The organism is Paraburkholderia sp. BGA-UO-ETr-F21 (assembly GCF_059567925.1).
Genome location: NZ_JCAQOY010000040.1, coordinates 459,936 through 477,590 on the forward strand (window position 1 = coordinate 459,936; position 17,655 = coordinate 477,590).

The following is a 17,655-nucleotide window of genomic DNA, read 5'->3' on the forward strand; positions in this document are numbered from 1 at the left end:
TGTTGCGGCATGCCGTCGATCCGCAATCACTGCGGATCTTTCAGAAACAGCTCCTGCAAATCGTTCAGGAAAGCCTGGCCGAGCGGCGTGGGCGCAATCTTTTCGTGGTCGCGCGTGATCAGCTTGCGGCGTTCGGCTTCCTGCAAAGCCGGTTCGATCGACGTCATCGACATGCCCGTGCGCTCGATGAACCGATGCACCGGAAACCCTTCCACCAGTCGCAGCGCGTTCAGCATGAACTCGAAGGGCAGGTCGCGCGTGCCGACTTCATGCTCTTCCTGCACTGCCGTACCGGCCTTCGCCTGCTCGATGAACGTGGTGGGATGCTTGTAGCGCGCCTGGCGCAGCACGCGATTCGGAAACGACAGCTTGGTATGCGCGCCCGCACCGATGCCGAGATAATCGCCGAAACGCCAGTAGTTCAGATTGTGCTTGCTCTGCCTGTGCGGCTGCGCATACGCCGACACCTCATAACGCGCGTAACCCGCGGCCGTTGTGCGCTCATGAATCCAGTCCTGCATGTCGGCGGATGCATCGTCGTCGGGCAGCGCGGGCGGGAACTTTGCGAACAGCGTGTTCGGTTCGAGCGTCAGGTGATAGAGCGACAAATGCGGCGGCGCGAACGACAACGCCGTTTCGACATCGGCCTGGCATTCGGCGAGCGTCTGCCCCGGCAGCGCGAACATCAGGTCGAGATTGAAGTTGTCGAAGGTGGTCGAGGCCACTTCGACGGCATGGCGCGCCTGCGCTGAATCGTGAATGCGGCCGAGCGCCTTCAGATGCGCTTCGTTGAAACTCTGAATGCCCACCGAGAGCCGGTTCACGCCGCTCGCGCGAAACTGCGCGAATTTGTCGGCTTCGAACGTGCCGGGGTTGGCTTCGAGCGTGATTTCCGCATCGGCGTCGAGCGGCAGCAGCGCGCGCACGTCCGACAACAGGCGATCGAGCCCGGCCGCCGAAAGCAGGCTGGGTGTGCCGCCGCCGATGAACACCGTATGCACCTGCCGTCCCCAGACGAGCGGCAACGCCAACTCGAGATCCGCGCGCAAGGCGTCGAGATACTCGTTTTCAGGGAACGTGTCGCCTTTCCATTCGTGCGAGTTGAAGTCGCAATACGGACACTTGCGCACGCACCACGGAAAATGCACATACAGCGCCAGCGGCGGCAGCGACGTCAACCGGATGCTGCCCGGCGACGTGAAGGCCTTGATGACGCCGTTGCCGATATCGGCAGGCACGGGTTTGATCGGAATCACGCTTCCTCCGTCAGGCGCGCGAGCAGTTGCCGCAACGCAATCGCGCGATGGCTGCTGGCGTTCTTCACCGCCGGTTCGAGTTCGGCGGCGCTCGCATTCAGCGCGGGCAAAAAGAAGTACGGGTCGTAGCCGAAGCCATGTGCGCCGCGCGGCGCGTCCAGCATTTCGCCATGCCAGCGGCCTTCGGCGATCAGCGGCTCGGGATCGTCCGCGTAACGCACCAAAGCCAGCACACAGAAGTAATACGCGCGCCTGTCGGTTTCGCCTCGCAACGCCGACATGAGATGGGCATTATTCGCCGCGTCGCTCTTTTCGCCGCCGGCGAGTTGTGCGTAGCGCGCCGAATAGACGCCCGGCGCACCGCGCAGCGCGCGCACGCAGAGGCCCGAGTCGTCGGCGAGCGCGGGCAGGCCGGTCAGCTTCGCAGCGTGGCGCGCCTTGGCCAGCGCGTTTTCGACGAACGTGGGATGCGGCTCCTCAGCCTCCGGCACGTTCAGCTCGCCTTGCGGAATCAGGTCGATGCCGGCCGCGCCGAGCAACGCCGCAAACTCGCGCAGCTTGCCCGCGTTGTTCGACGCCAGCACGACTTTCTTCAACGGCGAAGCGGATGCGGCTGCGCCATTGTTTTGACTCACCTCATTCACCCTTTTGCTCCAGTGCCGCCTTTTGCTTCGCGATCAGCGTATTGATGCCGTCGCTTGCCAGATCCAGCAGCGCGTTCATTTCGTCGCGCGAGAAGGGCACGCCTTCGGCGGTGCCCTGAATCTCGACGAAGCCGCCCGCGCCCGTCATCACCACGTTCATGTCGGTGTCGCACTGCGAGTCTTCATCGTAGTCGAGGTCAAGCACCGGCAGTCCGTCGTACACGCCCACCGAAATCGCCGCGACGTAGTCGGTGATCGGCGAGCTTTCGATGCGGCCCGAGGCCAGCAGTTTGGCCACCGCGTCATGCGCCGCCACGAACGCGCCGGTGATGCTGGCCGTGCGCGTCCCGCCGTCGGCCTGGATTACGTCGCAATCGATATGCAGCGTGCGCGCGCCGAGCTTCTCGAGATCGAACACCGAGCGCAGCGCGCGGCCGATCAGGCGCTGGATTTCCTGGGTGCGGCCAGTCTGCTTGCCGCGGGCGGCTTCGCGGTCGCTGCGGGTGTGCGTGGCGCGCGGCAGCATGCCGTATTCGGCAGTGAGCCAGCCTTGGCCGCGGTCGCGCAGAAACGACGGCACGCTCTCGGCGATGCTCGCCGTGCAGATCACTTTCGTATCGCCGAATTCGACCAGCACGGAACCCTCCGCGTGCTTCGTATAGTGACGCGTGATGCGCACGTCGCGCAGCTGATTGGCCTGGCGGCCGCTGGGGCGTTGGGTGTCGTTGGTCATGTTGGAATCGGTCAGGAAGAAAAGCAGGAGGGAAAGCGCGATTTTACAGCCGATCGGGCGAGGCGGCTGCCCGCATGTGCCTTGGCTCTCCAAGGGGCTCATCGCCAAAAATGGGATAATGGTGTTTCCCCGCCCCGCGTCTCGTACACGCCGGGCGATTCGACTCTCCGGCCATCGTCGAACGCATGGCCACAATCGCGAGAAATACGATGATCTACAGCATGACTGGCTATGCGAGCGCCACGCGCGAACTCGTCCCGGCCTCGGGCACAGGCGGCGTGAGCGTATCGGTCGAACTGCGCACCGTGAACTCGCGCTTTCTCGACCTGAACTTCCGTATGCCGGAAGACGTGCGCGTGTGCGAACCCACGCTGCGCGAAATGTTGATGAACAAGCTGTCGCGTGGCAAGGTCGATATCCGTATCAATCTGCAACGCAGCGAACAGTCCGCCAACGCGGGATCGATCAATCGCGACGCGCTTGCGCAACTCGCGCTGCTCGAACGCACGGTGCTCTCCACGTTTCCGGAAGCAGGACGCCTGCGCACCGGCGAAATTTTGCGCTGGCCTGGCATTCTGGCCGAAACCGGCGTGGCGCCCGAAGTGCTGCGCGACGCCGTGCTCGCCTGCGGCAAACAGGCCATCACCGACCTGATCGACGTGCGCGCCCGCGAAGGCGCGCAACTGGCGACCATGCTGCTCGCCAACGTCACCGAAATGGAAGCGATCGTCACGAAGATCACGCCGCTCGTGCCGGAACTGATCGCCAAGCATCAGCAGAAGATTGTCGAACGCTTGCAGGAAGCGCTCGGCATCGCCGCGCCGGATACGGCGGCGACGAGCGTCTCGCGCGAAGAAATCAACGAACGGATTCGCCAGGAAGTGACGATGTACGGCATCCGTATCGACATCGCCGAAGAACTGTCGCGCCTTACGGCTCACCTGAACGAAACGCGTCACGTGATCCAGAAGGGCGGCAAGGTCGGCAAGCGCCTCGACTTCATGATGCAGGAACTCAACCGCGAAGCGAACACGCTCGGTTCGAAGGCGGCCGCGAAGGAACTGGCGGATTCGTCGATGACCCTGAAGCTGCTCATCGAGCAGATGCGCGAGCAAGTACAGAATCTGGAATAAGTCTGGAGCACCACACAAATGACCGACCACCACACCCGCGAAACGCCGCGCAATCCGTACGCCGGTGCTTACCCCGGCAACCTGTTCATGGTCGTCGCGCCCTCGGGCGCGGGCAAGTCGACGCTCGTGAACGCGCTGCTCGCCGGCGACGACGCGATCCGTCTGTCGATCTCGTACACGACGCGCCCGCCGCGTCCGAAAGAGCAGGACGGCGAGCACTATCACTTCACGACCGTCGACGATTTCATGAGGCGGCACGACGCCGGTGAGTTTCTGGAAAGCGCGGAAGTGCATGGCAATTACTACGGCACCTCGCGCGTGTGGATCGAAGACCAGATGAAAAGCGGCCATGACGTGCTGCTCGAAATCGATTGGCAAGGCGCGCAGCAGGTGAAAAAGCAGTTTCACAACGCGGTCGAAATCTTCATCTTGCCGCCCTCGCTCGAAGCGCTCGAAGAGCGTCTGAAAAAGCGCGGCCAGGACGAGCCGAACGTGATCACGCGGCGGCTGCTCGCGGCCGGCAGTGAGATGGCGCACGCAGCGGAAGCGGAGTACGTGGTGATCAACGAGAAGTTCGATCGCGCGCTCAGCGAACTGCAATGTCTCGTGGCGGCGACGCGTTCGCGCTTCGCCTCGCAATACGCGCGCCACACGCAGCTTTTCGTGCAGCTCGGCATTCACCTGCCCCACGCGTGAGCGCGGCGGTGACGCCAGCACATAAGGTAGAATAAGCAACATACTGAGAAGGAACCCAACATGGCCCGCATTACCGTCGAAGACTGCCTCAAACAGATCCCGAACCGTTTCGAACTCGCGCTTGCCGCAACCTATCGCGCGCGTCAGCTCGCGCAAGGCCACACGCCGAAGATCGAAAGCCGCGACAAGCCCACGGTCGTCGCGCTGCGCGAAATCGCGGCGGGTCAGGTCGGCGTCGAAATGCTGAAGAAGGTGCCTGTTTAAGGCGCACTGTTCCGTTTTCGATTGCGCATTGCCACACCTGTAATTGATCCACGTGCAGACCGGCGTCCAACCCTAACCGCTACGGAGGCGAACATGAGTGCTACCCCGCCCACCGCCACCGAAGCGGAACACGACGTCGACTCACCCTCGTCTGCACGCAAGTACATCGACGCGGTCCTCGAACAGTCGTTTCGCCATCTGTTCGGCCCGACCGCCACGCCGGAGCAACCGCGCCGGCATGACGTCGTCTCCATTGCCAAGCTGACCTCCGCCTTGTCCGGCTATCTGCAGCCGGAAGAGATCAAGGACGTCAAGGCGGCCTTCCATTTCAGCGACGAAGCCCACCTCGGCCAATACCGCCAGAGCGGCGAGCCGTACATCACGCATCCGGTCGCCGTCGCGGAAATCTGCGCCGGCTGGAATCTCGACGCCCAGTCGATCATGGCGGCGCTGCTGCATGACGTGATGGAAGACCAGGGCGTAACCAAGGCCGAACTCGCCGAGCGTTTCGGCGCGAAGGTCGCGGAACTGGTCGATGGGTTGTCCAAGCTGGACAAGATGGAGTTTCGCAATCGCGAAGAGGCGCAGGCGGAAAACTTCCGCAAGATGCTGCTCGCCATGGCGCGCGACGTCCGCGTGATCCTGGTGAAGCTCGCCGACCGGCTGCACAACATGCGCACGCTGGGCGCGGTGCCGCCGGAGAAACGCCGCCGCGTGGCGCGCGAAACGCTGGATATCTACGCGCCGATCGCTCACCGGCTCGGCCTGAACAATACCTATCGCGAGCTGCAGGACCTGAGCTTCGCGAACTTCAATCCGCATCGGTACGCCACGCTCGAAAAAGCCGTCAAGGCGGCGCGCGGCAACCGGCGCGAAGTGGTCGGCAAGATTCTCGAGTCGGTGCAGCGCGCCATTGCCGATGCGAAGCTCGACGCAGAAGTCACCGGTCGCGAGAAAACCATCTTCAGTATCTACAAGAAGATGCGCGACAAGCAGTTGTCGTTCTCGCAGGTGCTCGACGTGTACGGCTTCCGCGTGGTCGTGGATAGCGCGCTGGAGTGCTACACCTGCATCGGCGCGTTGCATGCGCTGTACAAGCCCGTGCCGGGCAAGTTCAAGGATTACATCGCGATCCCGAAGGTGAACGGCTATCAGTCGCTGCACACCACGCTGGTCGGCCCGTTCGGTGCGCCGATCGAGTTTCAGGTGCGCACGCGCAAGATGCACGAAATCGCCGAAGCGGGCGTGGCCGCGCACTGGCTGTACAAGAACGGCGGCGCGGATCTGAACGATGTGCAGAAGCGCGCGCATCAATGGCTCAAGTCGCTGCTCGACATTCAAAGCGAAGCGGGCGACTCGAGCGAATTCCTCGAGCACGTCAAGATCGATCTGTTCCCGGACGCGGTCTACGTGTTCACGCCGAAGTCGAAGATCATGGCGCTGCCGCGCGGCGCCACGGCGCTCGACTTTGCGTACTCGATCCACAGCGACCTGGGCAACCAATGCGTCGCCGTGAAGATCAACAATGAACTGCTGCCGCTGCGCACTGAGTTGAAGAGCGGCGATATCGTCGAAGTTATCACCGCCCCGTATTCGAAGCCGAATCCGGCATGGCTCGGTTTCGTGCGCACCGGCAAGGCGCGCTCGGCGATCCGCCACTACCTTAAGACCATGCGGCTGAACGAATCCGTTCAGCTCGGCGAGCGTCTGGTCGATCAGTCGCTGAAGGGCTATGGGCTGGCGCTTTCGGATGTCACGCCGGAAGCGTGGGAAAAGCTCGTGCAGTGGACCGGCAACAAGAACCGTCAGGAAATTTTCGCGGACATCGGTCTCGGCCGGCGCGTCGCAGCGGTCATGGCCAAGCGCATCGAAGTGCTGATGAGCGGCCGCGACGCCGACGACGACGGCTCGCGCTCCGACAGCAACGCGCCGCATGCGCCGCCGGTCGTCATCACCGGGACCGAGGGGATGTCGGTGCAGCTGTCCGCGTGCTGCCGTCCGATTCCGGGCGACGACATCATGGGCTATATCGGCATTGGCCTCGGCATGGCGATCCACACTACGGATTGCCGTGTCGCGCAGCGTATCCACCGGCGCGATCCGGGCCGCTGGATCGACGTTGCATGGGCGCCGCAACCGGGCCGTCTGTTCGACGTCGCCGTGAAAGTGCTGGTCAAGAACACCAAGGGTGTATTTGCCCGCGTGGCGGCGGATATCACGTCGGCGGATGCCAACATCGTCCACATTGCAATGGACGAGGATCTGTCGCAGGAATCCACCGTGTTGCGCTTCGTGATCCAGGTCAGCGATCGCGTGCACCTGGCCAATGTCATGCGACGGGTGCGGACAAACCCGGACGTCATGCGCATTGCACGGGAGCGACCGAGCGAAGAAGGGCATCACCGTCACGACGGCGGGATGCGGATCGACCGCGAGCGGGCGGATTACTGATCGGCGGCAGTTGCCCTGAGTCGACCTCGGGGCGCGTCCAATCTCTTCGTTCGAATCTGAACGCACCGGCTACGCGCGAGTCTCACCCGAAACTCAGGGAGAACGCTTGTGAATGTAGCTGACCTCACCGGACTGGCGCTCGATTATTGGGTCGCCCGCAGCCTGCACGACTTCGTGCGCGAAATCCACTTTACCGATAGCGGCGAAACCGTGTCGATTCGCGGCAATGACCGCGGGCGTCCGTGGGATGGCCGTTTCATGCCGTCCACGTCGTGGGAGGCGGCGGCGGCGGTACTGGAGCGCGCGCAGCGGCTCGAGGTGCGCGAGAGAACCCACCGCGGCGCGGCTCACTGCATCGCGGAATTCGAAGGCGGGCACCGCACGGTGGAAGGGCGGGGCGACTCGTTGCGGGTCGCGCTCTTGCGGGCGTTCGTCGAAAGCCGTTTCGGCGATACCGTCGGCGATGTGCTGCACGAGGCGCAGGCGCTGACCGGCGGCCGGGCGCAACCGATCGGCGAGCGGGAAATCGCCGGCGATCACGTGGCGGGACATTCGTTTGGGGATGCCCCCAGCCCGGACGGGCAGATCGGGGATATTCAGTCGCCGCCACGCTAATGGCGCATGCTGCGCCGCGGCGGGAAGCTGCGAGGGCGGTGCTGCGGGGAAAAAAGCCTGAGGGACAAAAAGCTGAGCGGCAAAAACAAAGGGCCTTCCGATCGGAAGGCCCTCTATAGGTGGTGCGGCTGGCAGGATTCGAACCCACGACCCCTTGGTTCGTAGCCAAGTACTCTATCCAACTGAGCTACAGCCGCACGCTAAACGGGTGATGCTTACTTACTGCACTGAAACTGGGTAAAACGTAAGGGCCTTCCAGGAGGAAGGCCCTCGAATAAGTGGTGCGGCTGGCAGGATTCGAACCCACGACCCCTTGGTTCGTAGCCAAGTACTCTATCCAACTGAGCTACAGCCGCACGCAGAAACGAGATTATAGCAAAGGTTTTGAAAAAGGGAAGCATGTAACTGCGATTTGTCTCATAGTCGTGATCGTGTACCCTTGATAGGCAGTCGCTTGCTGCAGTTACCGGACCATCATGAACAAGGCCTTTGTCAAAGAGTCGAGCGAAGAGAATGACGACGATCTCGACGTCGCCCAGCCGGACGTGCCCGCTGGTACGAAAAACTACATCACGCCCGCCGGCTACCGGCGCATGCGCGACGAACTGCTGCATCTGATCGACGTCGCCCGGCCGGAAGTGGTCAAGCTGGTCTCGTGGGCCGCCTCAAACGGCGATCGCTCCGAAAATGGCGATTACATCTACGGCAAACGCCGCTTGCGTGAGATCGACCGGCGCATCCGTTTTCTCACCAAGCGTCTCGATCTTGCTGAAATCGTCGACAGCAGTAAGCAGGAGAACGTCGACCAGGTGTTCTTCGGCGCGGCTGTCGAGTACGCGACCGAAGATGGCGAGGTGCACACGGTGACGATTGTCGGTGTCGACGAAGTCGATCTCGATATCGGGCACGTGAGCTGGATTTCGCCGATTGCGCGAGCGCTGCTCAAGGCAAAGATCGGCGATACGGTGACGTTGTATACCCCTGCCGGCCCGCAGCCGATCGACATACTGGACGTCAAATATCCTCCGCCAGATGCCGGCGGTTAGGCCGGGCTCCAATGCGCCGTCTATTGTGTTCTAACCAGGAACCTCGGGCGACGCGGCATAAAAAAAGGCGCCGCGAACGGCGCCTTCGACACTGCGGTTACGCTACGCAGCTTCAGAAGCGGTGACGCAAACCTGCGGTCACAGCAATTTGCTTGTTGTTGCTCGAAGCGGCCAGGCCGTTGATGTCGGCATCGACGATAGCGTTTTCGTTGACTTGCTGGTACTCGCCTTGCAGATACACGTCGGTACGCTTGGACAGCGCGTACGCGGTTTGCAGGTTGAACTGGTTCCAGTGCGGGCGCGTGCCAGCCAAACTTGCGCGGGTGTACGTGTACGAACCGGCAATGCTGACCGCCGGCGTCAGCGCATAGCGAGCGTTCGCTTCGAAGTTCTGGAAGTGAGCGCTGTTGTTAGCGAAGCCGATACCGCCCGTTTGACCGGATGCGCTAGCGCCGATACCGGCCAGGCTCGACAGGTTGGTTTGCGAGTACACCAGGCCGACCGTTGCCGGGCCGAACGAGTAGTTGGCACCCGCGCCCCACGTTTGCTGCCGACCCGCGAAGAACGTGTTGTCGCTCGACACCGCGCCACCCGAGTTGAACGCCGCAGCCGCGCCGGTCGCGCCGTTGCTGTTCAGTTGCAGGTAAGCAGCGGCAAGGTTCAGGCCGCCCCAGTTGTACGATGCGCCCGCGCTGTAGGCGCGGTTGTTCGCGAAGCCATCGGCCTGGTTCGAGAAGCCGTACAACGCGCCGAACTTGAAGCCGCCGTAGTTCACGCTTTGGTACTTGACCGAGTTGTTGACGCGGAACGAGTTGTTCAGGTTGTCATTGTCGAACGGATGCGCGAACTGCGTGCCGCCGTATTGCGTACCGGTCAGAGCCAGCGGGCCGACGTAGTCGACCATGCTGTCATATTGACGGCCCAGGGTGACGGAGCCGAACTGATCGCTCGTCAGGCCCACGAACGCTTGACGACCGAATTCGCGGCCACCTTGCTTGAGCGTGCCGTCATTGATGCCGAAGCCGTTTTCCAACGTGAAAATGGCCTTCAGACCACCGCCAAGATCTTCGGAACCGCGCAGGCCCCAGCGGCTGCCGTTCACCGAGCCGCTCGTTTCTTGCCAGTTGCTATGACCGTGCTGGTTGTTCGTATAGGTGATGCCGGCGTCGATCAAGCCATACAGCGTGACGCTGCTTTGGGCGTGAGCAGCCGTTGCGAAAACCCCCGTGAGGGCCGCGACCATGAGTGTCTTTTTCATTTTGTAACTCCGAGAGCGAGAGTGGGTATGAACCCAGGCTTAAGGAGACCTTCACGCGGGCGCTGCGAGAGGCGTAATCCGAGTGAGAAGCGCGGTGAACCAAATCGCGCCGGTTTCCGGTTAGGCAGAGTGTAGAGAGACACTTCGCGAATTGGACGTTCCGATTTGCGCAATAAAGTATTACGCGTTCGGAAACGATATGCGAATGCAGTTTAAGCCTTATAAACAAAGGCTTCCGGCGGTTTTGAAGGGATGGGGAATGCGAGGAGGTGAACTTGCGTTGCTGATCCGCGACAATAATCGATGCAAAAAAACAACGCAATAATTCGTAAAAATAGGATTGTTGTTGTTACTGAAATAGATGATTGTTATTTGTGTGAATAATCGAAATGGGCTGAAACGCTATACTGAAAGTTCTGCTTTCCGAAGCAGACTTTTTCGTTGACGAGAAAGATCTCCAAACCTTTGTCGGCGCGACTTCCCAGTCGCGCTTTTTTTTCGTCCGCGCGCCGCACTCGCTAATTGGCAAATGCGATCAGTGTGCCGGCGCAGTACCGTCCTGTTCGTCCCAGTTGTCCGTGGTGGAGACGCTCCAGTCCTCCATGACATAGCGGCGCGCGTCCATGGGCGACGACAGGAGGTTCTGCCAATGATCGCCGTGCCACATGGGATCGAATTCGAATGCGGACGGTGTTTCGGCGAGCGGCGCGGATGCGCCGGAAGGCGTGTTCGCGTGCGAGTGGGTCAGCCAGGTCACGAGACGACGAATTTCGTTGAACAGCATGGCAATCTCCTAAAGCGCGATACTACTGACTACTGCTCTCAATCATCCCGTCGTGAATGCGATGCAGCAAGTCGGACAAACACTTACTGGAAACATGTTTTGTTACATGACTCGCACACTACGGAAGTTTTTCCCGCTTGGGAGATACCTCGCAACCAGTCAAGTAATATTGACATGTGGTTATTCTGTTGTTACTGAATAATTCAGTGACGGATTTTATGAAATGAGTCGGCTTTATCGAGCAGCGCGATAAACGTATATGCAGAATTCGCTTGACGGGATTTCTTGGTTCCCCGTATAACGGCAATTCCAAATATCGCCTGACAGAGCCTGTCGCATGAGCTGGCGATATTCGGCATGAGGGCAATGCCCGATTTTCGAAAATCATCGAGGGAAACTGGAAAATGGAAACGGGTATCGTCAAATGGTTCAACGATGCTAAGGGCTTTGGCTTCATCACGTCGGATTCGGGCGGCGAAGATCTCTTCGCGCACTTTTCGGAGATTCGCGCTGACGGTTTCAAATCGCTGAAAGAAAACCAGCGCGTCTCGTTCGACGTCAAGGCGGGCCCGAAGGGCAAGCAGGCAGCGAACATCCAGCCGCTGTAATAACCGGCTCTGCTGGTCCATGTTTCGCCTAACAGCGCAGTGCGCGCAGGCCCTCGCAAAACGCGAGGGTTTTTTATGTCGTTTATTGTCTTTCCGCGGAAGACTGATTTGACTATCTGGTGCGGAATGATTTGAATGGCACAGAGAATCACCCAATACGTTCGGCGCAGTTCCTGGAAGTTCGCCGCGAAGAAACATAACGAGTGATCGTTTTAGTGCCGCCGCTCGCCCGCGCGAAAACAGTGTGTTCGCGCCTCGCGGGGCGAACGTTAATACGATGCCGTCCGGGTCCACCGGGGCCAACTGGTGCATACTTGCCGCAAAGCCACGCGTCCAAAGTATCCTTTTCCATGTCTGAACAGTTTTTGCCGGAACCGGCCCTGAATGGTCCGATCGTATTCGTCGACCTTGAAACTACTGGCGGCTCGACTGCCGAGCATCGCATCACCGAGGTCGGCGTGGTCGAAGTCGGACCTGCCGGCGTGTCGCGCTGGAGCAGTCTGGTCGACCCTCAACAACCGATTCCGTCGTTCATCCAGCAGCTCACTGGCATCACGAATGCGATGGTGCGGGGGGCGCCGACTTTCGAGGCTATCGCCCCCGCTCTTTTTGAGCGTCTGAACGGCAAACTGTTCGTCGCGCATAACGCCAGTTTCGATCGTGGTTTTCTGCGCGGCGAGTTTCGCCGGGTGGGGTTGGCGTTCGATCCCGATGTGCTGTGCACCGTGCGTTTGTCGCGCGCATTGTTCCCGGCCGAGAAACGCCACGGTCTCGACGCTCTCGTCGAACGCCACACGCTCGTGCCGTCTGACCGTCACCGGGCACTCGCCGACGCCGATCTGATCTGGCAATTCTGGCAGCGTCTGCACGGCCTCGTGCCGCTCGACGTACTGCGCGCCCAGATCGAGCGCACAACGCGGCGGTATCGGCTTGCCGGCGACATCACGGAAGATCTGCTCGACACCGCGCCAGCAGGTTGTGGCGTGTATGCATTCTACGGAGACCAGGACCTGCCGCTGTATGTCGGACGAAGTGTGCGCGTGCGTCAGCGACTGCGTTCACACCTGACCGGCGAGCGGCGCTCGTCCAAAGATATCCGGCTTGCGCAACAGGTGCGGCGTGTCGAGTGGCGCGCAACCGGCGGCGAATTGGGCGCCATGCTGGCCGAGGCGCAATGGATCGCGAAGTTGCGCCCCGGCCAAAACCGGGTGCCGCGTGTTGCAAAGAGCGATCCGACGGATGCGCCCTGGCCGTTCGAGGGGCCGATCGTCTTCGAGGAGCGGGAGGAAGCGTCGCAGGCGCGCGCGTTTCATGTCGTCGACCGTTGGCGCTATGTGGGCCATGCGGCGTCGCTCGCGGAGGCCGCCGAGTTGCATGCGTCGAACGTTGAGGGAGCATTTGAACTGTCGACGTACCGCATTTTGCAAAGCCATCTTGCCCGCGGCTTGCGTGTGATGCCGCTGGGCGTATCGAGCGTGACGCCCGTGGCGAATGTAGCTTGACGGAGTCAGCCGGTTGGGAATTTGGCGGCTTCGTTGTACCTCGCTTGGTTTCCAGCCTATAGATCTCCCGCCGTTCAGGACGGACAAGTACACGCGGCCGCTGCGCCAGACTGTCAAGCTTCAGGCTGCGCGCTCCACGCCGCCACCCATTAGCCCGTCGCGCCCACTCCGCCCGTTTCACACACGTGACCAAGGGCGCGAGCCAATGCGCTCGAACGAAGCGAATCGTAGCGCGTCAGTGACTTCCAGTTGGCTAGCGATTGCGCAACGCGCGACGGACAATCCGGCGCAGCGCGCAGCGGTTGCACGCGTGCAAGGCCGGCCACGAGCGATTGCGTCAGCCGGTCCAGCTGCGGTCTCGTGCTGCTCGCCAGATCGGGCGCGGGGCCTTGCGGCGCTTGCGTGCTGCGCCACGACGCGAACAGGGCGTTTTGCACCTCCTTGCTGGCGTCGATCTGATCCTGGAAGAAGGCGCGGGCAAATGTAGGGTCGACGTTTGCCGCGACTGCGCGCTTTTCGACATCGGCGAGGAGCGCATTCTCGCGCGGCGTGTCAGTGATGTCCTGGTGATTCGCCCACTTCCAGCGGGCCACCGGTTCCGCAAGCGCGAGACGCTGCGAAGCGAGCGCAATCAGATTGGTGAGCGCAGTGTCGTCGCCATCCGCGAGAGCGGGAACTGGCGTGGATGCGAGGGTAGCGAAGAACGCGAGCGCGCATGACGCGCCGAAGCGGTACGAACGATTCATGGAGGATGGCAGTGGCCGAACGGCCGCGGAGGAAAACCAGAAGAATAGACGATGCGCCGCTCGTACGGCGTCTCTTCGTTTTCACGCGAAGCAAACGGCGCCGAAAGCAAACGACGCCGGCAATGCTGGCAATACTTCCGCCTGGCATCCAGAAGGCGAGCGAAAACATGCGCGAGCCGCTCGACCAGGCTCGTGCCTATCAGGCGGATTTACCCCGCGTCACGATATCGGGCAAAACACGAGAAACTGGACGCGTGCAAGCATTCGCCGCGCGCCGAGCGCGCGGATTCCGATGCTGCATCGCGCAACTGCACAGTTACTTCGAATCGCACGACTTGCGTTGTTCGTCGAAGAAGGCGCGAACGTGCTCAGGCAGTTCTGCACCCAGAAACTCGACGCCAGCGGGTTCCGGATCCGGGCAAAAGACTTTATCCGGGGTCGGAACTTTCGGTGGTTTGGCATCCATGATCTTTCTCCTTTACAAACCGATTATCTGCCTCGGTCCCCGTTTTGCACTAGAGCCTGATGCGGGTCACATCTTGTTTGTTGCTTTATCGGTACAGGCGAACAATGAAACGGAATGTTTGAATAGAATTTATCGGTTCACTGTTGATGCACCGATTGGTTCGTAGCCGGTCAAACCAGCCCGCTGATTCTTCAACGTCCTTCCCAGCCTTGTCCCACGGGCGATTGAGCGCGTAGCCGCGGTTTTTGTGCGGCAGTCACTTTCTACTGAGTTATATCACTCAGCGGTCGCGAATTTTGTGCGCTGCCGCATCGGCAGGATTTTCTTCTTAATGGCCGAACGTTCGTTAATTACCGAGTGCTTCAGTCCGGGCATTCAGCCCTCATTGTTTCGTAAACGATTGGTTTGCGGGTTTCGTTGACGAGAAAAACACTTTTCTTGATTTGTGCGTGAATAAACCGGCGCCAACGGCGCGGTGCGAACGGTGGACTTTTGTCGGTCGCTTTTCATAGGCGTTAGGCGTTGGAGTTTTCGCCGGCGCCGGGTGGGCCGGCGGGTTTGCCGGTGACGTCGACTTGGAATTGGCTGAAAGAAAAGCGCGGCGCTCGCTAGCGCGCACGCTTCCTTTGCAATCACGGTACGAGTTGCTGCCGCAGATAGTCGGCTGTGCGGCTTTCTTTGACCTGCACGACCTGGGCCGGTGTGCCACTCGCCACGATCTTGCCGCCGGCGTCGCCGGCGCCCGGGCCGACGTCGATGACCCAGTCGCTCTGCGCGGCGACCCGCATGTCGTGCTCGACGACCACCACCGTATTGCCCGCATCCACGAGTCCCTGCAATTGGACCATGAGCCGGTCGACGTCGGCGGGATGCAGGCCGGTGGTCGGTTCATCGAGGATGTACAGCGTGTCGCCACGTTGCGCGCGTTGCAGTTCGGTGGCGAGTTTGATGCGCTGCGCTTCGCCGCCGGACAATTCGGTGGCCGGCTGGCCGAGCCTCAGATAGCCGAGGCCGATGTCGCGCAGCACGTTTAACGCGCGCATCACGCTGCCTTCGTCGGCGAAGAAGGCGCAGGCGGCGTCGACGGTCAGGCCGAGCACCTCGGCGATGTTTTTATCGCGCCATGTGATTTCGAGCGTCTGCGTGTTGTAGCGCGTGCCGTGACATGTCGAGCAGGGCGCATAGACGCTCGGCAGAAAAAGCAGTTCGACGCTGACAAAGCCCTCGCCCTCGCAAGTCGGGCAACGGCCTTGAGCGACGTTGAACGAAAAGCGGCCCGCGCTGTAGCGGCGCTTGCGCGCGAGGGGTGTGTCCGCGAACAGCTTGCGCACATGGTCGAACAGGCCAGTGTAGGTGGCGAGGTTGGAGCGCGGCGTGCGGCCGATCGGTTTCTGGTCGACGCGCACGAGCCGCCGTACCGCATCCATGCCTTCGGCGATATGGCCGCCGGTTGGCACGTTGGTCGCGGCGAGCAGCGGGTCTTGCTCGTCGTCGTCCGGATTGTCGAAGACGCGTCCAAGGCAGCTTGCGACCAGCTCGGGCAGTGCCTGGCTGACGAGACTCGATTTGCCCGAGCCCGACACGCCCGTAACGGCCGTCAGGCAGCCGAGCGGAAACGCGGCGTCCAGTCCGTGCAGATTGTTGCGCGTGATGCCGGCGAGCCGCAGCCAGCCGGCAGGTTCGCGCGGGCTGCGTTTCACCGGCGCAGGCGGCGCGAACAGATGGCGACGCGTTTGCGACGCTTCGACCTGCGCGAGTCCGGCGGGCGGGCCGCTGTACACCACATGGCCGCCGGCTTCGCCGGCCGCCGGGCCGACGTCGACCAGCCAGTCGGCGCGCCGCATCATCTGCAAATCGTGTTCTACGACGAACAGTGAATTGCCCGCCGCCTTCAATCCCTGCAGCGCGCTGAAGAGCGCTTCGCCATCGGCGGGATGCAGACCTGCCGATGGCTCGTCGAGCACGTACACGACGCCGAACAATTGCGACGACAACTGCGTGGCGAGTCGCAAGCGCTGCAATTCGCCGGAGGACAGCGTGGGCGTGCTGCGCTCCAGTGCGAGGTAACCGAGGCCCAGATCGACCAGCGTCGTCAGGCGTTCGAGCAGTTCGGCCGCGATGCGCTGGGCAGCGACGCGCTTCTCCTCGGACAGGTTCGGCGTGCGTCGTACGTCGGGCGAGGCTTTGTGCGCGGAACCGCCTGCGGCGACCCGCTTATCGACGGCATCGCGCATGGCGCTCTTGCTGAGCACGCTGCCTTTGCCGGTGGTTTTGCTCGCGCTGTTGCCCGTACTGTTGCCACCGTTCGCGGCGTCCGGTTCCGGCCATTCGCCGCGCGCGATGGGTTCGAGCATCGCGGCGAGCCGCGCGAGCGGCAACTGTGAGAATTCGCCGATATCGAGTCCGGCGAACTTCACCGACAGCGCTTCTTTCTTTAGCCGCTTTCCCTGGCAGGTCGGGCACACGCTGCCGACCATAAATTGCGACACGCGCTTTTTCATCAACGCGCTTTGCGTGTTCGCGAACGTGTGCAGCACATAGCGGCGCGCGCCGGTGAAAGTGCCCTGATAGCTCGGCTCGTCTTTACGTTTGAGCGCGGCGCGGGTTTCCTTCGGCGTGAGGCCGGCGTAGACGGGCGCGGTGGGCTGTTCGTCGGTGAAGAGGATCCAGTCGCGGTCCTTTTTCGGCAAGTCGCGCCACGGCGTATCGACGTCGTAGCCGAGTGTCACCAGAATGTCGCGCAGATTTTGTCCGTGCCATGCGGGCGGCCACGCGGCAATCGCGCGCTCGCGAATGGTCAGCGAGTCGTCGGGCACCATCGACTTTTCGGTGACTTCGTACACGCGGCCAAGTCCATGGCAAGTCGGACAGGCGCCTTGCACCGTGTTCGGCGAGAAGTCTTCGGCGAACAGCATGGGTTGCTTCGGCGGATAGTCGCCAGTGCGCGAATACAGCATGCGCACGAGGCTCGACAGCGTGGTCACGCTGCCCACCGACGAGCGTGCGCTCGGTGTGCCGCGCTGCTGCTGCAACGCGACTGCGGGCGGCAGGCCTTCAATGGCGTCGACTTCAGGCACGCCGACCTGCTCGATCAGGCGCCGCGCATACGGCGCGACCGATTCGAAATAGCGCCGCTGCGCCTCGGCGTAAAGCGTGCCGAACGCTAGCGACGATTTGCCCGAACCGGACACGCCGGTGAACACGACTAGCGCGTCACGCGGAATTTGCACGTCGACGTTTTTCAGGTTGTGTTCCCGAGCGCCGCGCACGCGCACGAAACCAGTGAATGTGGTTGAGCCGGAAGCGGGCGGTGCCGGGCGAGGCTTGTTGCGAATGGCGTCCATATCGATGAATAGCGGATGAGCGAGGCCTGCTGGGGCGGGCGAACGCTTGAGAGATTGCACGGAACATGCCCGACGAATTGGTGATGATGCCAGTGAACGGTAAGGGCGG

16 protein-coding genes and 2 tRNA genes are annotated in these 17,655 nt (G+C 61.7%); 8 read left to right on the forward strand and 10 right to left on the reverse strand.

All coding sequences use genetic code 11. The features are described from left to right. Positions 1-26 precede the first annotated feature (26 nt). Genes hemW through rph form a run of 3 tightly spaced genes read right to left on the reverse strand, consistent with a single transcriptional unit; the run spans position 27 to position 2,633 of the window. Positions 27-1,256: a radical SAM family heme chaperone HemW gene (gene hemW, locus AC57B1_RS34475; protein WP_408354249.1), complete on the reverse strand. Its 1,230-nt coding sequence runs from the start codon at positions 1,254-1,256 to the stop codon at positions 27-29. Further along, complete coding sequence (gene rdgB, locus AC57B1_RS34480; protein WP_496419951.1) at positions 1,253-1,900, reverse strand: RdgB/HAM1 family non-canonical purine NTP pyrophosphatase; 648 nt, start codon at positions 1,898-1,900, stop codon at positions 1,253-1,255. The genes hemW and rdgB overlap by 4 nt, the downstream gene beginning before the upstream one ends. Continuing rightward, complete coding sequence (rph, locus tag AC57B1_RS34485; protein ID WP_091799845.1) at positions 1,893-2,633, reverse strand: ribonuclease PH; 741 nt, start codon at positions 2,631-2,633, stop codon at positions 1,893-1,895. Before rph ends, rdgB begins: the two co-directional genes overlap by 8 nt. A 209-nt stretch (positions 2,634-2,842) precedes the next feature. Between rph and AC57B1_RS34490 the strand changes: the two genes are divergently transcribed. The 5 genes from AC57B1_RS34490 (at position 2,843) to AC57B1_RS34510 (ending at position 7,792) form a co-directional block, all read left to right on the forward strand. Next, complete coding sequence (locus AC57B1_RS34490; protein WP_091799848.1) at positions 2,843-3,766, forward strand: YicC/YloC family endoribonuclease; 924 nt, start codon at positions 2,843-2,845, stop codon at positions 3,764-3,766. Positions 3,767-3,784: 18 nt separating this feature from the next. Beyond that, positions 3,785-4,462: a guanylate kinase gene (gene gmk / locus AC57B1_RS34495; RefSeq protein ID WP_091799852.1), complete on the forward strand. Its 678-nt coding sequence runs from the start codon at positions 3,785-3,787 to the stop codon at positions 4,460-4,462. A 60-nt stretch (positions 4,463-4,522) separates the two neighbouring features. Beyond that, the gene (rpoZ, locus tag AC57B1_RS34500; protein WP_006025620.1) at positions 4,523-4,726 is read left to right on the forward strand and encodes a DNA-directed RNA polymerase subunit omega; all 204 of its coding nucleotides are present in this window, start codon (positions 4,523-4,525) and stop codon (positions 4,724-4,726) included. Positions 4,727-4,819: 93 nt separating this feature from the next. Next, a complete protein-coding gene (locus AC57B1_RS34505) occupies positions 4,820-7,177 on the forward strand; it encodes a RelA/SpoT family protein (RefSeq protein WP_091799855.1) in 2,358 nt (785 codons plus the stop codon). 108 nt (positions 7,178-7,285) lie between these two features. Then, entirely contained in the window at positions 7,286-7,792 is a 507-nt protein-coding gene (locus AC57B1_RS34510) for a phage protein NinX family protein (protein ID WP_496419952.1), read from the forward strand. Positions 7,793-7,912: 120 nt separating this feature from the next. Here the strand turns inward: AC57B1_RS34510 and AC57B1_RS34515 are convergent. Together AC57B1_RS34515 and AC57B1_RS34520 are read right to left on the reverse strand one after the other, a co-directional pair. Continuing rightward, positions 7,913-7,989 (reverse strand) — tRNA-Arg (locus AC57B1_RS34515). Between the two features lie 82 nt (positions 7,990-8,071). After that, positions 8,072-8,148: transfer RNA gene (locus AC57B1_RS34520), tRNA-Arg, on the reverse strand. A 120-nt stretch (positions 8,149-8,268) separates the two neighbouring features. Between AC57B1_RS34520 and greB the strand changes: the two genes are divergently transcribed. Next, the gene (greB, locus tag AC57B1_RS34525) at positions 8,269-8,838 is read left to right on the forward strand and encodes a transcription elongation factor GreB (protein ID WP_408185369.1); all 570 of its coding nucleotides are present in this window, start codon (positions 8,269-8,271) and stop codon (positions 8,836-8,838) included. A 112-nt stretch (positions 8,839-8,950) separates the two neighbouring features. Here the strand turns inward: greB and AC57B1_RS34530 are convergent, their stop codons facing one another. Both AC57B1_RS34530 and AC57B1_RS34535 read right to left on the reverse strand, forming a co-directional pair. Continuing rightward, a complete protein-coding gene (locus AC57B1_RS34530; protein WP_496419953.1) occupies positions 8,951-10,096 on the reverse strand; it encodes a porin in 1,146 nt (381 codons plus the stop codon). A 535-nt stretch (positions 10,097-10,631) separates the two neighbouring features. Continuing rightward, positions 10,632-10,880, reverse strand: coding sequence for a hypothetical protein (locus tag AC57B1_RS34535; RefSeq protein ID WP_496419954.1), 249 nt, complete (start codon positions 10,878-10,880; stop codon positions 10,632-10,634). Between the two features lie 404 nt (positions 10,881-11,284). Here AC57B1_RS34535 and AC57B1_RS34540 point away from each other — a divergent pair, with 404 nt between their 5' ends. Continuing rightward, positions 11,285-11,488 carry a cold-shock protein gene (locus tag AC57B1_RS34540; protein WP_007180812.1) on the forward strand — a complete coding sequence of 68 codons (204 nt, stop codon included), beginning with the start codon at positions 11,285-11,287 and terminating at the stop codon, positions 11,486-11,488. Between the two features lie 350 nt (positions 11,489-11,838). Next, positions 11,839-12,990, forward strand: a complete 1,152-nt coding sequence (locus AC57B1_RS34545) for an exonuclease domain-containing protein (RefSeq protein ID WP_408354240.1) — start codon at positions 11,839-11,841, stop codon at positions 12,988-12,990. 149 nt (positions 12,991-13,139) lie between these two features. Here the strand turns inward: AC57B1_RS34545 and AC57B1_RS34550 are convergent, their stop codons facing one another. From AC57B1_RS34550 to AC57B1_RS34560, 3 genes are all read right to left on the reverse strand, one after another. Beyond that, positions 13,140-13,736 (reverse strand): chorismate mutase, encoded by a 597-nt coding sequence (locus AC57B1_RS34550; RefSeq protein ID WP_496419955.1) that lies wholly within the window; start codon positions 13,734-13,736, stop codon positions 13,140-13,142. A gap of 316 nt (positions 13,737-14,052) precedes the next feature. Then, the gene (locus AC57B1_RS34555; RefSeq protein WP_007180815.1) at positions 14,053-14,202 is read right to left on the reverse strand and encodes a hypothetical protein; all 150 of its coding nucleotides are present in this window, start codon (positions 14,200-14,202) and stop codon (positions 14,053-14,055) included. A gap of 632 nt (positions 14,203-14,834) precedes the next feature. Further along, on the reverse strand, positions 14,835-17,546 hold the full coding sequence (locus AC57B1_RS34560; protein WP_496420334.1) for an excinuclease ABC subunit UvrA: 2,712 nt from the start codon (positions 17,544-17,546) through the stop codon (positions 14,835-14,837). Positions 17,547-17,655 lie beyond the last annotated feature (109 nt).

What these genes read in the sequence shown, in the direction of transcription:
- AC57B1_RS34555 (WP_007180815.1), bottom strand. Translation starts at nt 14,202, where the DNA reads ATGGATGCCAAACCACCGAAAGTTCCGACCCCGGATAAAGTCTTTTGC.
- AC57B1_RS34490 (WP_091799848.1), top strand. Translation starts at nt 2,843, where the DNA reads ATGATCTACAGCATGACTGGCTATGCGAGCGCCACGCGCGAACTCGTC.
- AC57B1_RS34505 (WP_091799855.1), top strand. Translation starts at nt 4,820, where the DNA reads ATGAGTGCTACCCCGCCCACCGCCACCGAAGCGGAACACGACGTCGAC.
- greB (WP_408185369.1), top strand. Translation starts at nt 8,269, where the DNA reads ATGAACAAGGCCTTTGTCAAAGAGTCGAGCGAAGAGAATGACGACGAT.
- AC57B1_RS34540 (WP_007180812.1), top strand. Translation starts at nt 11,285, where the DNA reads ATGGAAACGGGTATCGTCAAATGGTTCAACGATGCTAAGGGCTTTGGC.
- AC57B1_RS34530 (WP_496419953.1), bottom strand. Translation starts at nt 10,096, where the DNA reads ATGAAAAAGACACTCATGGTCGCGGCCCTCACGGGGGTTTTCGCAACG.
- AC57B1_RS34560 (WP_496420334.1), bottom strand. Translation starts at nt 17,546, where the DNA reads ATGGACGCCATTCGCAACAAGCCTCGCCCGGCACCGCCCGCTTCCGGC.
- rph (WP_091799845.1), bottom strand. Translation starts at nt 2,633, where the DNA reads ATGACCAACGACACCCAACGCCCCAGCGGCCGCCAGGCCAATCAGCTG.
- gmk (WP_091799852.1), top strand. Translation starts at nt 3,785, where the DNA reads ATGACCGACCACCACACCCGCGAAACGCCGCGCAATCCGTACGCCGGT.
- AC57B1_RS34535 (WP_496419954.1), bottom strand. Translation starts at nt 10,880, where the DNA reads ATGCTGTTCAACGAAATTCGTCGTCTCGTGACCTGGCTGACCCACTCG.
- AC57B1_RS34550 (WP_496419955.1), bottom strand. Translation starts at nt 13,736, where the DNA reads ATGAATCGTTCGTACCGCTTCGGCGCGTCATGCGCGCTCGCGTTCTTC.
- rpoZ (WP_006025620.1), top strand. Translation starts at nt 4,523, where the DNA reads ATGGCCCGCATTACCGTCGAAGACTGCCTCAAACAGATCCCGAACCGT.
- AC57B1_RS34545 (WP_408354240.1), top strand. Translation starts at nt 11,839, where the DNA reads ATGTCTGAACAGTTTTTGCCGGAACCGGCCCTGAATGGTCCGATCGTA.